This is a genomic window from Streptomyces sp. M-16 (assembly GCF_052114405.1).
In the GTDB taxonomy this organism is placed as follows: domain Bacteria; phylum Actinomycetota; class Actinomycetes; order Streptomycetales; family Streptomycetaceae; genus Streptomyces.
This window is the reverse complement of sequence record NZ_JBFRER010000004.1, coordinates 85,271-99,328: the sequence shown is the minus strand read 5'-3', so window position 1 is coordinate 99,328 and position 14,058 is coordinate 85,271. Positions and strand designations below refer to the sequence as shown.

General features: G+C 70.5%; 12 protein-coding genes and 1 pseudogene. 9 read left to right on the top strand and 4 right to left on the bottom strand.

The features are described 5' to 3' along the window. Positions 1-154 precede the first annotated feature (154 nt). The 9 genes from rpsB to AB4039_RS03090 all read left to right on the top strand — a co-directional run bounded on the left by rpsB (position 155) and on the right by AB4039_RS03090 (position 9,959). On the top strand, positions 155-1,057 hold the full coding sequence (gene rpsB, locus AB4039_RS03130; protein ID WP_442269915.1) for a 30S ribosomal protein S2: 903 nt from the start codon (positions 155-157) through the stop codon (positions 1,055-1,057). Positions 1,058-1,192: 135 nt separating this feature from the next. After that, a complete protein-coding gene (tsf, locus tag AB4039_RS03125) occupies positions 1,193-2,029 on the top strand; it encodes a translation elongation factor Ts (protein WP_266842610.1) in 837 nt (278 codons plus the stop codon). Between the two features lie 162 nt (positions 2,030-2,191). Beyond that, positions 2,192-2,971, top strand: coding sequence for a UMP kinase (gene pyrH / locus AB4039_RS03120; RefSeq protein ID WP_266842611.1), 780 nt, complete (start codon positions 2,192-2,194; stop codon positions 2,969-2,971). Between the two features lie 96 nt (positions 2,972-3,067). Then, positions 3,068-3,625, top strand: a complete 558-nt coding sequence (frr, locus tag AB4039_RS03115; RefSeq protein ID WP_030227444.1) for a ribosome recycling factor — start codon at positions 3,068-3,070, stop codon at positions 3,623-3,625. Beyond that, positions 3,625-4,701, top strand: a complete 1,077-nt coding sequence (locus AB4039_RS03110) for a phosphatidate cytidylyltransferase (protein ID WP_266842613.1) — start codon at positions 3,625-3,627, stop codon at positions 4,699-4,701. The genes frr and AB4039_RS03110 overlap by 1 nt, the downstream gene beginning before the upstream one ends. A 93-nt stretch (positions 4,702-4,794) precedes the next feature. After that, positions 4,795-5,907 carry a 23S rRNA (adenine(2503)-C(2))-methyltransferase RlmN gene (rlmN, locus tag AB4039_RS03105; protein WP_266842615.1) on the top strand — a complete coding sequence of 371 codons (1,113 nt, stop codon included), beginning with the start codon at positions 4,795-4,797 and terminating at the stop codon, positions 5,905-5,907. Positions 5,908-6,160: 253 nt separating this feature from the next. Further along, the gene (locus AB4039_RS03100) at positions 6,161-7,261 is read left to right on the top strand and encodes a thiamine ABC transporter substrate-binding protein (protein WP_266842616.1); all 1,101 of its coding nucleotides are present in this window, start codon (positions 6,161-6,163) and stop codon (positions 7,259-7,261) included. 56 nt (positions 7,262-7,317) lie between these two features. Beyond that, positions 7,318-8,934, top strand: a complete 1,617-nt coding sequence (locus AB4039_RS03095; RefSeq protein ID WP_442269939.1) for an ABC transporter permease — start codon at positions 7,318-7,320, stop codon at positions 8,932-8,934. Then, on the top strand, positions 8,934-9,959 hold the full coding sequence (locus tag AB4039_RS03090) for an ABC transporter ATP-binding protein (protein WP_442269914.1): 1,026 nt from the start codon (positions 8,934-8,936) through the stop codon (positions 9,957-9,959). The genes AB4039_RS03095 and AB4039_RS03090 overlap by 1 nt, the downstream gene beginning before the upstream one ends. Before the next feature lie 93 nt (positions 9,960-10,052). On the opposite strand, the gene AB4039_RS03085 is transcribed toward AB4039_RS03090, so the two are convergent. From AB4039_RS03085 to AB4039_RS03070, 4 genes and pseudogenes are all read right to left on the bottom strand, one after another. Then, the gene (locus AB4039_RS03085) at positions 10,053-11,300 is read right to left on the bottom strand and encodes a cytochrome P450 (RefSeq protein WP_266842618.1); all 1,248 of its coding nucleotides are present in this window, start codon (positions 11,298-11,300) and stop codon (positions 10,053-10,055) included. Positions 11,301-11,348: 48 nt separating this feature from the next. Beyond that, positions 11,349-12,743, bottom strand: a complete 1,395-nt coding sequence (locus AB4039_RS03080) for an FAD-dependent oxidoreductase (protein ID WP_266842620.1) — start codon at positions 12,741-12,743, stop codon at positions 11,349-11,351. Next, positions 12,740-12,985, bottom strand: a complete 246-nt coding sequence (locus AB4039_RS03075) for a ferredoxin (protein ID WP_266842622.1) — start codon at positions 12,983-12,985, stop codon at positions 12,740-12,742. The genes AB4039_RS03080 and AB4039_RS03075 overlap by 4 nt, the downstream gene beginning before the upstream one ends. Before the next feature lie 112 nt (positions 12,986-13,097). After that, positions 13,098-14,012, bottom strand: a pseudogene (locus AB4039_RS03070) (IS982 family transposase). Positions 14,013-14,058 lie beyond the last annotated feature (46 nt).

The following is a 14,058-nucleotide window of genomic DNA, read 5'->3' as shown; positions in this document are numbered from 1 at the left end:
CGTACACTTCTTGTGGCGATCCGGGTCACCGGGTCGACTTCGCACGCCCCAGCATCGGCCGGATCCGGCCTGGTGAACAGCGTCTCTCGGTCCCTCTTCGGGGCAGGGCGCGGCGGGGCGTCAGGAACCAAACCGAGAAAACAAGGAGATGGCCATGGCCGTCGTAACGATGCGGGAGCTGCTGGAAAGCGGCGTCCACTTCGGTCACCAGACCCGTCGCTGGAACCCGAAGATGAAGCGCTTCATCTTCACCGAGCGCAACGGCATCTACATCATCGACCTGCTCCAGTCGCTGTCGTACATCGACCGCGCCTACGAGTTCGTGAAGGAGACCGTCGCGCACGGTGGCTCCATCATGTTCGTCGGTACGAAGAAGCAGGCGCAGGAGGCCATCGCCGAGCAGGCGACGCGCGTCGGCATGCCGTACGTCAACCAGCGTTGGCTCGGTGGCATGCTCACCAACTTCTCCACCGTCTACAAGCGCCTCCAGCGTCTGAAGGAGCTTGAGGCGATCGACTTCGAGGACGTCGCCGCCTCGGGTCTCACCAAGAAGGAGCTCCTGGTCCTCTCCCGCGAGAAGACCAAGCTGGAGAAGACCCTCGGTGGTATCCGCGAGATGTCGAAGGTTCCCAGCGCCGTCTGGATCGTCGACACCAAGAAGGAGCACATCGCGGTCGGTGAGGCGCGCAAGCTGCACATCCCCGTGGTCGCGATCCTCGACACCAACTGCGACCCCGACGAGGTCGACTACAAGATCCCGGGCAACGACGACGCGATCCGCTCCGTCACCCTGCTCACCCGCGTGATCGCCGACGCCGTCGCCGAGGGCCTCATCGCCCGCTCCGGCGCTGCGACCGGTGACTCGAAGCCGGGCGAGAAGGCCGCCGCCGAGCCGCTCGCCGAGTGGGAGCGCGACCTGCTCGAGGGTGAGAAGAAGGCCGACGACGCCGAGGCCCCCGCGGCCGACGCCGCCGTCGAGGCCCCGGCCGCCGAGGCCGTCGAGGCTCCGGCCGCCGACGCTGTCGAGGCTCCGGCCGCCGACGCCGAGCAGGCCTGACCCACTGAGTGGGCCCGGCGTTCATCCGCCGGGCACTCGCAGCACGGACGATGACGGCGGGGGAGCCGCGCCACGAGCGCGGCGCCTCCGCCGTTCACCCGTAGATCTACGACTTCGAGAGAGAATCACAGACTCATGGCGAACTACACCGCCGCTGACGTCAAGAAGCTCCGCGAGCTCACCGGCGCCGGCATGCTGGACTGCAAGAACGCGCTCGTCGAGGCCGACGGTGACGTCACCAAGGCCAACGAGATCCTGCGCGTCAAGGGCCTGAAGGGTGTCGCCAAGCGCGAGGGCCGTTCCGCCGAGAACGGTGCCGTCACCTCCCTGATCGCCGCCGACGGCACCTCCGGTGTCCTCGTCGAGCTCAAGTGCGAGACCGACTTCGTCGCGAAGAGCCCGAAGTTCCTGGCCGTCGCCGACCAGCTCGCCGCCCACGTGGCCGCCACCTCCCCGGCGGACATCGAGGCGCTGCTGGCGTCCGAGATCGAGGCCGGCAAGACCGTCCAGGCGTTCGTGGACGAGGCCAACGCCAACCTCGGCGAGAAGATCGTCCTCGACCGCTTCGCGGCGTACGAGGGTGCCTTCGTGGCCTCCTACATGCACCGCACCATGCCCGACCTGCCCCCGCAGATCGGTGTCCTGGTCGAGCTGGACAAGGCCGACGCCGACCTGGCCAAGGGCATCGCCCAGCACATCGCCGCGTTCGCGCCGAAGTACCTGACCGCCGAGGACGTCCCGGCCGAGATCGTCGAGTCCGAGCGCCGCGTCGCCGAGGAGACCACCCGCGCCGAGGGCAAGCCCGAGGCCGCGATCGCCAAGATCGTCGAGGGTCGCGTCAACGGTTTCTTCAAGGACGCCACGCTGCTCGGCCAGCCGTACGCCCTGGACAACAAGAAGTCCGTCCAGAAGGTTCTGGACGAGGCCGGTGTCACCCTGAAGCGCTTCACCCGCATCAAGGTCGGCATCTGAGTCCGTCCGTACGCGACGGACACCGGACCCCGGTAGGGTCTGAAGCAGTCGTCCGCGCTCGCGCGAGGCGACCGCAGATCTGACGAGGAGGCCATTGCCGTAGAGGGAACCGCAAGGACCCACCGGCAATGGCCTTCTTCGTATGTGCACGAGGAGATCTCCATGAATCAGGGCGTGGACACCCACACCGCTTCCGACGACAAGAGCGACCACGAGAAGAAGGGTCGCCGCTTCATGCTGAAGCTCTCCGGCGAAGCCTTCTCAGGCGGCGGCGGGCTGGGTGTCGACCCTGACGTCGTGCACGCCATCGCCCGCGAGATCGCGGCCGTGGTCCGAGACGGCGCCGAGATCGCGATCGTCATCGGCGGCGGCAACTTCTTCCGCGGCGCCGAGCTGCAGCAGCGCGGTATGGACCGGGCCCGGTCCGACTACATGGGCATGCTCGGCACCGTCATGAACTGCCTCGCCCTCCAGGACTTCCTGGAGAAGGAAGGCATCGACAGCCGTGTCCAGACCGCCATCACCATGGGCCAGGTCGCGGAGCCGTACATCCCGCTGCGCGCCGTCCGGCACCTGGAGAAGGGCCGCGTCGTGATCTTCGGCGCCGGCATGGGCATGCCGTACTTCTCCACCGACACCACGGCCGCCCAGCGTGCCCTGGAGATCGACGCCGAAGCCCTCCTCATGGGCAAGAACGGTGTCGACGGGGTCTACGACTCCGACCCGAAGACCAACCCGGACGCGGTGAAGTTCGACGCGCTGGAGTACAGCGAGGTGCTGTCCCGGGACCTCAAGGTCGCCGACGCCACGGCCATCACGCTGTGCCGCGACAACACGCTTCCGATCCTGGTCTTCGAACTCCTCGCCGAGGGCAATATCGCCCGCGCCGTCAAGGGTGAGAAGATCGGCACGCTCGTGAGCGACCAGGGCACCCGGGCCTGAGCCCCACCGCGGCCCGGCTTCGGCCGGGCCCGGTCCGGGCGGCTCGTACCGCCCCGCCCGCCTGAACCATCCAAATCTGACATGCAGGAGCACGTGGTGATCGAAGAAATCCTCCTCGAGGCCGAGGAGAAGATGGAGAAGGCCGTCGTCGTCGCCAAGGAAGACTTCGCCGCGATTCGCACGGGCCGTGCGCACCCGGCGATGTTCAACAAGATCGTGGCGGACTACTACGGCGCCATCACGCCCATCAACCAGCTCGCCTCCTTCGCGGTTCCCGAGCCGCGCATGGCGATCGTGACGCCGTTCGACGCGTCGGCGCTGCGCAACATCGAGCAGGCGATCCGCGACTCCGACCTCGGTGTCAACCCGAGCAACGACGGCCGCATCATCCGGGTGACCTTCCCGGAGCTCACCGGTGAGCGCCGCAAGGAGTACATCAAGGTCGCGCGCACCAAGGCCGAGGACTCCAAGGTCTCCATCCGTTCCGTGCGCCGCAAGGCCAAGGACGCCCTCGACAAGCTCGTCAAGGACAAGGAAGCCGGCGAGGACGAGGTGCGCCGCGCGGAGAAGGAGCTCGACGACACCACCGCGAAGTACGTCGCGCAGGTGGACGAGCTGCTCAAGCACAAGGAATCCGAGCTGCTCGAGGTCTGATGAACGACTCTCCCTGGGCCGCCGAGCCGGTGGCGGCGGGTCCCGCATACGATGCGCTGGTGGGCCCTCAGACTCGGCCCATGTCCATCGTGCCCGATGCCGCCGGCCGTGATTTCGACGACCGGGAAGCACGCGATCGGGGGGCCGCCGCCTTCGGCGGCCCCCCGTTCCGCACCGAGACGCCGCCGCAGGAGCCCATGCCCAGCCCCCCGCCTCCGCCTTCGCAGGTACCGCAGGACGCCTCCCCGCCGCCGCAGAAGAAGCGCGCGGGGCGGGATCTGCGTGCCGCCATAGGGGTCGGCGTCGGCCTCGGCGCGGTGATCTTCGCTTCGCTGTTCATCGTCAAGGCCGTCTTCGTCGGTGTGATCGTCGTCGCCGTCGTCGTCGGCCTGTGGGAGCTCACCTCCCGGCTCCAGGAGAAGAAGGGCATCAAGGCCCCGCTCGTCCCGCTCGCGGTCGGCGGCGCGGCCATGGTGATCGCCGGATACGTCCGGGGGGCCGAGGGCGCCTGGGTGGCCATGGCGCTCACGGCGCTGGCCGTGCTCGTCTGGCGGATGACCGAAGCGCCCGAGGACTACCTCAAGGACGTGACGGCGGGCGTCTTCGCGGCGTTCTACGTGCCCTTCCTGGCCACGTTCGTCGCGATGCTGCTCACAGCCGATGACGGCCCCCAGCGGGTGGTGACCTTCCTGGTCCTGACGGTGGTCAGCGACACGGGGGCCTACGCGGTCGGCTGGCGCTTCGGCAAGACCAAGCTCGCCCCGCGCATCAGCCCCGGCAAGACCCGCGAGGGACTCTTCGGGGCGGTGGCCTTCGCGATGGCGGCCGGCGCGCTGTGCATGGAGTTCCTGATCGACGGGGGCTCCTGGTGGCAGGGCCTGCTGCTGGGCCTGGCGGTCGCGGTCAGCGCCACCCTGGGTGACCTGGGCGAGTCGATGATCAAGCGGGACCTCGGCATCAAGGACATGGGCACCCTGCTCCCGGGGCACGGCGGCATCATGGACCGGCTCGACTCGCTGCTGCCGACCGCTCCGGTGGTCTGGCTGCTGCTGGCGGCCTTCGTGGGTACGGGCTGACCTGCGGAAAAGCCGGGCGATACGCCGGGCGGTTACTCTTGGAGGGCGCGCTGCTTCTGCGGCGCGCCTTTCGTCTTACAAGGAGTACCCGCCATGGCCCGCCCCGTTCCGGGAGAGCTCACCTTCGTCGCCCCTCGTGGGGCCAAGAAGCCGCCCCGGCACCTCGCCGACCTGACCCCGGCCGAGCGCCGGGAGGCCGTGGCCGCGATCGGTGAGAAGCCGTTCCGGGCCAAGCAGCTCTCCCAGCACTACTTCGCCCGGTACGCGCACGACCCGGCCGAGTGGACCGACATCCCCGCCGCGTCGCGCGAGAAGCTCCAGCAGGAGCTGCTGCCGGAGCTGATGAACGTCGTCCGGCACATCAGCTGCGACGACGACACCACCCGCAAGACCCTGTGGAAGCTGCACGACGGCACGCTCGTCGAGTCCGTGCTGATGCGCTACCCCGACCGGGTCACCATGTGCATCTCCTCGCAGGCCGGCTGCGGCATGAACTGCCCGTTCTGCGCCACCGGCCAGGCGGGCCTGGACCGCAACCTGTCCACCGCCGAGATCGTGCACCAGATCGTCGACGGCATGCGCGCGCTGCGCGACGGCGAGGTCCCCGGCGGCCCGGCCCGGCTCTCCAACATCGTCTTCATGGGCATGGGCGAGCCGCTGGCCAACTACAAGCGGGTCGTCGGCGCCATCCGCCGCCTCACCGACCCGGAGCCCGACGGCCTGGGCCTGTCGCAGCGCGGCATCACCGTCTCCACCGTCGGCCTGGTCCCGGCCATGCTGCGCTTCGCCGACGAGGGCTTCAAGTGCCGCCTCGCCGTCTCGCTGCACGCGCCGGACGACGAGCTGCGCGACACCCTGGTCCCGGTGAACACCCGCTGGAAGGTCCGCGAGGTGCTCGACGCGGCCTGGGAGTACGCCGAGAAGTCCGGCCGGCGCATCTCCATCGAGTACGCGCTGATCCGCGACATCAACGACCAGGCCTGGCGCGGTGACCTCCTCGGCCGCCTGCTCAAGGGCAAGCGCGTGCACGTCAACCTGATCCCGCTGAACCCGACCCCGGGCTCGAAGTGGACCGCCTCGCGTCCCGAGGACGAGAAGGCCTTCGTGGAGGCCATCGCCCGGCACGGCGTGCCCGTGACCGTACGCGACACCCGTGGCCAGGAGATTGACGGCGCGTGCGGCCAGCTGGCCGCCTCCGAGCGCTAGATTCCGGCCGCGACCGCCCGTAATCGGCCACGGGGTACCCTGTGGCCGGACAACTTCATCATTCCGACAGGGGAGCGCCACAGCGCTGAGAGTGCGGTAACCGTCATCCGCAGACCCTCTGAACCTCGCCCCGGTCATTCGGGGTAGGAAGTTCGGTCATCACTCAAGCTGTTGCGCCCTGCCCGGCGTCCGCTCCCACAGAGCGCCGGGCAGGGCCGCGTCTTCTCCTGGACATCCCAGGAGGAATTCACCAGTGAGCACCACCAAGAAGATCGCGGGCGCCGCGCTCGTGGCCGCGCTGGGCGTCGGCACGCTCAGCGCCTGCGGCGGCGGCGACGCCAAGGACAAGCCGGCGGGCGCGAGCGACGCCCCGAAGTCCAAGACGATCACCCTGGTCTCCCACGACTCCTTCAACGTGACCGACACGGTCCTCAAGGAGTTCGAGCAGCAGAGCGGCTACACCGTCAAGGTCCTGAAGTCCGGCGACGCCGGCGCCGCCCTGAACCAGGAGATCCTCACCAAGGGCTCCCCGCGCGGCGACGTCTTCTTCGGCGTCGACAACACGCTCCTCTCGCGCGCCCTCGACAACGGGATCTTCACCCCGTACCAGGCCAAGGGCCTGGACCAGGTCAAGCCGGAGTTCGTGCTCGACCAGCAGCACCGTGTCACCCCGGTCGACTCCGGCGACATCTGCGTCAACTACGACAAGGCCTACTTCGCCGACAAGAAGATCGCCCCGCCGCAGACGCTGGACGACCTGACCAAGCCGGAGTACAAGAACCTGCTGGTCACCGAGAACGCCGCGACCTCCTCGCCCGGCCTCGGCTTCCTGCTCGCCTCCGTCGGCAAGTACGGCGAGGACGGCTGGAAGGACTACTGGAGCAAGCTCAAGGCCAACGGCGTCGAGGTCGTCGACGGCTGGGAGCAGGCCTACAACGAGCGCTTCTCCGGCTCCGCGGGCGGCAAGAAGGCCAAGGGCGACCGTCCGCTGGTCGTCTCCTACGCCTCCAGCCCGCCGGTCGAGGTCCTCTACGGCGAGCCGCAGCCGACCGAGGCCCCCACGGGCGTGGCCACCGGCACCTGCTTCCGCCAGGTCGAGTTCGCGGGCCTGCTCAAGGGCGCGAAGAACGAGGAGGGCGGCAAGGCGCTCATCGACTTCCTGGTGAGCAAGAAGTTCCAGGAGGACATGCCGCTCCAGATGTTCGTGAACCCGGTGGTCAAGGACGCGAAGCTGCCGGAGGTGTTCACGAAGCACGGCGTGGTCGTCGAGAAGCCGGAAACGGTCGCCCCCGACGCCATCGCCAAGAACCGTGACCAGTGGGTCAAGGCATGGTCCTCGCTCGTCGTGAAGTAGTGCGGGACGCCTCCCCGAAGGCAGGCGGGCGCGCCACCGCCGTCAGGTTCGCCCTGATGGCGGTGCCGCTCGCCTTCTTCGGGCTGTTCTTCGCCTATCCCGTCGCCGCGATCGTGGGGCGGGGGCTCAAGACGGACGAGGGCTGGCAGTTCGGGCGCGTCGGCGAGGTCCTGGCACAGCCCGACATCGTGGACGTCCTCTGGTTCACCACGTGGCAGGCCTTCGCCTCCACCGTCCTCACCCTGCTGATCGCCCTTCCCGGCGCGTACGTCTTCGCGCGCTTCGACTTCCCCGGCAAACAACCGTTGCGGGCCCTGGTCACCGTGCCGTTCGTGCTGCCGACCGTGGTGGTCGGATCGGCCTTCCTGGCCCTGGTGGGGCGGGGCGGACTGCTCGACGAACTGTGGGGCGTCCGGCTGGACACCACCGTCTGGGCGATCCTGCTCGCCCACGTCTTCTTCAACTACGCCGTCGTGGTCCGGACCGTCGGCGGGCTGTGGGCCCAGCTGGACCCGCGCCAGGAGGAGGCCGCCCGGGTCCTGGGCGCCGGGCGGTTCGCCGCCTGGCGACGGGTGACGCTGCCCGCGCTGGGTCCGGCGGTGGCAGCGGCCTCGCTGATGGTGTTCCTGTTCACCTTCACCTCCTTCGGCGTCGTGCAGATCCTGGGCGGCCCCGCGTACTCCACGCTGGAGGTGGAGGTCTACCGGCAGACCGCGCAGCTCCTGGACCTGCCGACGGCCGCGGTGCTGACGATGGTCCAGTTCGCCGCCGTCGGCCTGATCCTCGCCGTGCACGCCCGGACCGTGCGCCGTCGCGAGACCGCGCTGCGGCTCGTGGACCCCGCGCACACCGCGCACCGCCCGCGCGGCTGGGCCCAGCGGAGCCTCCTCGGCGGGGTGCTGCTGACCGTGGCACTGCTGATCGTGGCCCCGCTGGCCGTGCTGGTGGAGCGGTCCTTCGACGCGCCCGGCGGGTACGGGCTGGGCTTCTACCGGGCGCTGCAGGACGCGGGCGCCGGGGGCGGAACGTTTCTGGTGCCGCCGCTGGAGGCCATCTGGAACTCCCTGCAGTACGCGCTGGCCGCCACCGCCATCGCCCTGTTCGTCGGAGGGCTCGCGGCCGCGGCGCTGACCCGTCGCGGCGGGTCGTTCGTGCGGGGCTTCGACGCGCTGCTGATGCTCCCCCTCGGCGTGTCCGCCGTGACGGTGGGCTTCGGCTTCCTGATCACGCTGGACGAGCCGCCGCTGGACCTGCGGACCTCGTGGATCCTGGTGCCCCTGGCGCAGGCGCTGGTCGGCGTGCCGTTCGTCGTACGGACCATGCTGCCCGTGCTGCGGGCCGTGGACGGCCGGCTGCGGGAGGCGGCGGCCGTGCTCGGGGCGTCGCCGCTGCGGGCCTGGCGTGAGGTGGACCTGCCGCTGGTGCGGCGGGCGCTGCTGATCGCGGCGGGCTTCGCCTTCGCCGTCTCGCTCGGGGAGTTCGGGGCGACGGTGTTCATCGCACGGCCGGACCACCCGACGCTGCCTGTGGCGGTGGCCCGGCTGCTCGGGCGGGCCGGGGAGATGAACTACGGGCAGGCGATGGCCCTGAGCACGATTTTGATGCTGGTGTGCGCGGTGTCCCTGCTGTTGCTGGAACGGCTGCGACCCGCCACGACCTCGGGAGAGTTCTGATGACCCTGCTCCGGCTCGACGGCGTATCGGTCCGCTTCGGCGACCGGGCCGTCGTGGACGCGGTGGACCTGGAGGTCGCCGAGCACGAGATCGTCTGTGTGCTGGGGCCGAGCGGCAGCGGCAAGTCCACCCTGCTGCGGGTGGTCGCCGGGCTGCAGCCCGTGTCCGGCGGGCGGGTGCTGCTCGGTGACGCGGACCAGGCGGCGGTCCCGGTGCACCGGCGCGGGGTCGGTCTCATGTTCCAGGACCACCAGCTGTTCCCGCACCGGGACGTCGGCGGGAACGTCGCCTTCGGACTGCGGATGCGGGGCGCCTCCGGCGGGTCCTCGGCCGCCCGGGTCGCGGAACTGCTGGAGCTGGTCGGCCTTCCGGGCGCCGAGCGCCGGGCGGTGGCCTCGCTGTCGGGCGGTGAGCAGCAGCGGGTGGCCCTGGCCCGGGCCCTCGCCCCCGCACCGCGGCTGCTGATGCTGGACGAGCCGCTGGGCCAGCTCGACCGGGGGCTGCGGGAACGGCTCGTCGTGGAACTGCGCTCCCTGTTCTCCCGCCTCGGCACCACCGTGCTCGCCGTCACCCACGACCAGGGCGAGGCCTTCGCGCTGGCCGACCGGGTCGTGGTCATGCGGGACGGGCGCATCGCGCAGGCCGGGACCCCGCTGGAGGTCTGGGAGCGGCCGGCGTCCGAGTTCGTGGCGCGCTTCCTCGGCTTCGAGAACGTGGTCCCGGCCACGGTCTCCGGGGGCGCGGCCACGACCCCGTGGGGGAAGGTCCCGGTCCCGGCCGGGGCGCCGGAGGGCGAGCGGCGGCTGCTGATCCGGCCCGTCGGCGTACGTCTGGGGGCGGACGGCCTGAGCTGCGAGGTGGCCTCGCGCACCTTCCGGGGCACCCATGTGGCCCTGCTGCTGAGGCCCGAGGAGGGGCCGGTGCTGGAGGCCGAGTGCGGCCTCGCGGGGGCTCCGGCCGTGGGAGACCGGGTCCGGGTGACCTTCACCCCGTCCGAGGTCGTCGTCCTGGAGGGCGGCCCCTGAGGGCCGTGGCCCGCAGGGCCCGCCCGGCGCTCTGATCCCTCGGCGCCCTCTGGTCCCTTTGATCCCTTTGATCCCTCTGATTCCTCAGTGCCCTCAGGGCCGGATGCCGTCCACCGCGATCGGCAGGTGGCGGGGGCCGCGCAGCACCGCGTTCTGGCGGTACGGGGGCGGGTCGGCCAGCAGCCGGGGGTTCTCCAGCCTGCGGGCCAGCTCGCTCAGGGCCAGCTGGCCCTCCTGCCGGGCCAGCGGTGCCCCGAAGCAGCTGTGGATGCCGCTGCCCAGGCCCAGGTGCTGGATGTCCTCGCGGTCCGGGTCGAATCGGTCCGGGTCCTCGAACCGCAAGGGGTCACGGTTCCCGGCGGCCAGGACCAGCCACAGCGAGGCGCCCTTGGGGATGGACACGCCCGCCACCTCGATGTCGGCGAGGGTGCTGCGCTGGGGGACCAGCTGCACCGGGGGCTCGTAGCGCAGCAGTTCCTCCACGAGGTTGACGGAGAGCTCAGGATCGGAGCGCAGCCGGTCGAGGACCTCCGGGTGGCGCAGCAGCGTGAGCATCCCGTTGGTGATGAGGTTGACGGTGGTCTCGTGACCGGCGATCAGCAGCAGCGCCGCGGTGCTCAGCACCTCCATCGTCGTCATGGTGCCGTCCGGGCCGTTCCCGGTGGCCAGCTCGGAGAGCATGTCGCCGGTCGGGTTCTTGCGCCGCTCCTCGATCAGCCCGGACAGGTACATGCCGAGTTCCATGCGGGAGTCGTGCGTACGCCTCTCGCGTTCCTTGGGGTCCGCGTCCGGGTCGGGGTCCAGACTCGCCGCGAGGGTGTCCGCCCAGACGTGGAAGCGCGCCTCGTCCTGCGGCGGCACGCCCAGCAGCCGGCAGATCACGGTCACCGGGAAGGGGTAGGAGAACTCCTCGACCAGGTCGATCCGTTCGGCGTTGCCGTTCTCCGCGATCTTGTCGATCAGGCCCTTGACGATGTCGTGCAGGTCGCCCCGCATGTCGTGGACGCGGTGCGGGGAGTGCGGCGGGCCGAAGGGCCGGTTGGCCATGCGGCGGAGCCGGTCGTGCTCGGGCGGGTCGAGCTTCAGGAAGGACGGCGGCAGGACCGTCTCCTCCTGCTCGCCCGGCTCGGCCAGCGGGTCGGCGGCCGCCGACGCCAGGTTGCGGGCGTCGGAGCTGATCCGTGGATCGTGCAGCAGGGCCTGGATCTCGTAGTAGGTGCTGACGACGAACGGGCCGCTGCCGTCGTGGTGGACCGGCGTGCGGCGGAGCTCCTTGTAGAGCGGGTACGGGTCGGCCCGGTTGGAGTAGTCCAGGATCTGACGCAGGATGTCTTGGGTCATGAGGGGTCCTCGTGCTCCTCGCGCTCCTCCGGGGAGGGCGCGTCCGGGTCAGTGGTGCGCGGGGGTGAACGTCATCCGCCGGTCGGCCGGCGAATAGCCGCTGAGGGTGATGGTCGGGCCGTGCGTGGGCACCGACGGGTCGGGGAAGTCCGCGGGCACCGGCCGGTTGCCCTCCGGCCTGCGGTCCACGGTGGTGAACGGCGGCGGGAAGGGCGCGGTCTCCTCGATGAGCCGCTCGTAGAACTGCAGCCACCGCGACTGGTCGAAGGTGACGGCGCCGATCACGCGGCCCTGGTACCCGTACACGCCCGTGAACCGGCGCTCGCCGCGCGAGCCCTGGGTGATCAGGATCTCCGTGCCCATGGAGGGCACCCCGACCGACTTGATGTTCACGCCGAACTGGGAGGACCAGAACGCCGGCACCCACAGGTGGGGGCGGCGGTCCGCGCTCTCGCTGAGCATGTTGTGCGCGGCCGTCTCCGCCTGCGCGACCGCGTTGCCCCAGTGCTCCAGGGACAGGAACTGGTACCCGAACAGGGCGTGCGGGGAACGTGCCACGTCACCCGCCACGTAGATGTCGTCGGTGACGATGCCCCGGATGTCGAAGGCCCGGCAGCCCGCGTCGCACGCGATGCCGCGGGGGCCCGCGCCCAGCCCGGACCCGGCCAGCCACTCGGTGTTGCGCATGGCCCCGAGGGAGACGACCACCACGTCCGCCTCCAGGGTGGTGCCGTCGGACAGGTGCGCCGCGCGGACCCGCCCGGTGGAGTCGCCCTCCAGCCCCGTCACCATGATCCCGGTGCGCAGGTCCACCCCGTGCTCGCGCTGCATCTCGGCAGCCACCTCGCCGATCACCCCGCCCAGTGCGCCGACCAGCGGTGCGGCGCCCCGTTCGGCGACCGTGACGGGCAGCCCGCGTTCCCGGCAGGCGGAGGCGATCTCGGAGCCGGTGAACCCGGCACCGATCACCAGCACCCGGCGCGGTCCGGCGGCGAGCTTCTGCTCCAGGGCGGCCGCGTCGTCACGGGTGCGCAGTACGAAGACCCCGTCGAGCGCGGCCTCGTCCGCCTGGGGCCAGGGCCGGGCCCGCACGCCGGTGGCGATCAGGAGCCGGTCGTACTCCACCTCGTTCCCGTCGCCGAGGCGGACCCGGCGGGCCGCCATGTCCAGGCCGGTCGCGGGGACGCCGAGACGCCACTCGGCCCCGATGTCCCGGCGGCGGGGGAGCGCGGTGCGCTCCGGGCCGGCCCGGCCCAGCAGCACCTGCTTGGACAGCGGGGGCCGGTCGTAGGGCTCGTACGGTTCGTCGCCGATCATCGTGAGGGAGCCGGTGAAACCCTTCTCCCGCATGGTCTCGGCGGCCCGCAGGCCCGCCAGCGAAGCGCCGACGACGACGATGCGCCCCTCGCGCTTGAGCCGCTCCAGGCTGCCGTCGGCGGTCATGACGCGCCTCCGGGTCCGTCCCCGGCAGGGCCGTCCGCCAGCTCCAGCAGGATCGCCCGCACCGGGCAGGCGGCCACCGCCCGGGTGACGTTCCCGCGCAGCTCTCCGTCCGCTTCCCCGTCCGCGACCGGGTTCGGATCGTAGAGCAGGGATTCCTCACCGTGCATCGCGAACACCTCAGGAGCGAGGAACGCGCACTGGGCGTATCCCTGGCAGCGGTTGAGGTCGACGACAAGCCTCATGAGGCATCAGCCTTTCCGTGGCCCGATCACCCCCGTCACCCCCGACCTCCAGAATGCACGTACCGCCCCCGGGTCGCCTGCCGGGATGACTAGATGATCAATTCCAAGGGGCTTAGTGGTCGTAGGCAGTGAGCGTGCGCATGGTCGGCTGGCCGGTGCGGTCGTTGTGCCAGATCGCGGCGGTGAGCGCGAGGATGCGTTGCAGGACTCGGACGGTTACACCATTGGGGGTGCGGCCTCGGTGTCGTTCGAGGTCGAGCTGGCCCTTGAAGGTCTCGTTGACCGACTCGATGACCTGGCGCAGTGGCTTGAACAGCTGTGATCCGGCTCGCTGTGGCTCGCCCTTGCGGGCTGGCCGCAGGAGGCGGATGTCCAGGTCGGCGAGCTGCTGTTCGAACTCTCGGCCGAAGTAGTTCTTGTCTCCGATCAGTGTCTGTCCCGGGTGTTCGGCGGTGAGACGGGGTTCGACGGCGAGAAGGTCGAGCAGGGTCTCGCGCTCGTCTGCCTTGGCCCCGGTGAGTGCGAACGCGATCGGCAGGCCGTGAAGGGTGCAGACCAGATGCAGCCGCAGTCCCCAGAAGTAGCGCGAGTGGCTGGCGCAGTAGCCGTACTGGGCCTATCCGGCCAGGTCGGAGCGTTTGACGGTCTCTCGGGAGCGCCCGCACTCGACGGGCGTGGAGTCCGCCACCCACACGTCGTCGCTCCACAGCGTGGTGTCGCGGGCCAGTGCCCAGGTGACCCTGCGGATCAGTTCGGCGGCCTTGCGCAGCCGTTTGTTGTAGCCGGGCTGCTGGGGCAGGTACGGAAAGAGGTGGCGCGGGTGGGCGCCGGCGTGGCGCAGCCAGCGGGCCTCGGAGGCGAAACCGAGCATCGCCTGCATCATCGCCAGCGTTACCAGCTCGGCGTCGCTGAGCTGCGGCACGATGCCCATGGCCGGACGCTGCGGGGCGAATTGCGGCGAGTCCTTCAGCAGGTCGTCGGTCTTCACATAGAGTGCGGTCGCGAGGGTGTCCAGGTCGTTCGTCACAGACTGACCTTGGGCGCCCTCGCATCGTCCGCGCAGTCAGTGCGAG

Coding starts and splice junctions, on each gene's coding strand:
- rpsB (WP_442269915.1), top strand. CDS start 155: ATGGCCGTCGTAACGATGCGGGAGCTGCTGGAAAGCGGCGTCCACTTC.
- tsf (WP_266842610.1), top strand. CDS start 1,193: ATGGCGAACTACACCGCCGCTGACGTCAAGAAGCTCCGCGAGCTCACC.
- pyrH (WP_266842611.1), top strand. CDS start 2,192: ATGAATCAGGGCGTGGACACCCACACCGCTTCCGACGACAAGAGCGAC.
- AB4039_RS03110 (WP_266842613.1), top strand. CDS start 3,625: ATGAACGACTCTCCCTGGGCCGCCGAGCCGGTGGCGGCGGGTCCCGCA.
- rlmN (WP_266842615.1), top strand. CDS start 4,795: ATGGCCCGCCCCGTTCCGGGAGAGCTCACCTTCGTCGCCCCTCGTGGG.
- AB4039_RS03095 (WP_442269939.1), top strand. CDS start 7,318: ATGGCGGTGCCGCTCGCCTTCTTCGGGCTGTTCTTCGCCTATCCCGTC.
- AB4039_RS03090 (WP_442269914.1), top strand. CDS start 8,934: ATGACCCTGCTCCGGCTCGACGGCGTATCGGTCCGCTTCGGCGACCGG.
- AB4039_RS03085 (WP_266842618.1), bottom strand. CDS start 11,300: ATGACCCAAGACATCCTGCGTCAGATCCTGGACTACTCCAACCGGGCC.
- AB4039_RS03080 (WP_266842620.1), bottom strand. CDS start 12,743: ATGACCGCCGACGGCAGCCTGGAGCGGCTCAAGCGCGAGGGGCGCATC.
- AB4039_RS03075 (WP_266842622.1), bottom strand. CDS start 12,985: ATGAGGCTTGTCGTCGACCTCAACCGCTGCCAGGGATACGCCCAGTGC.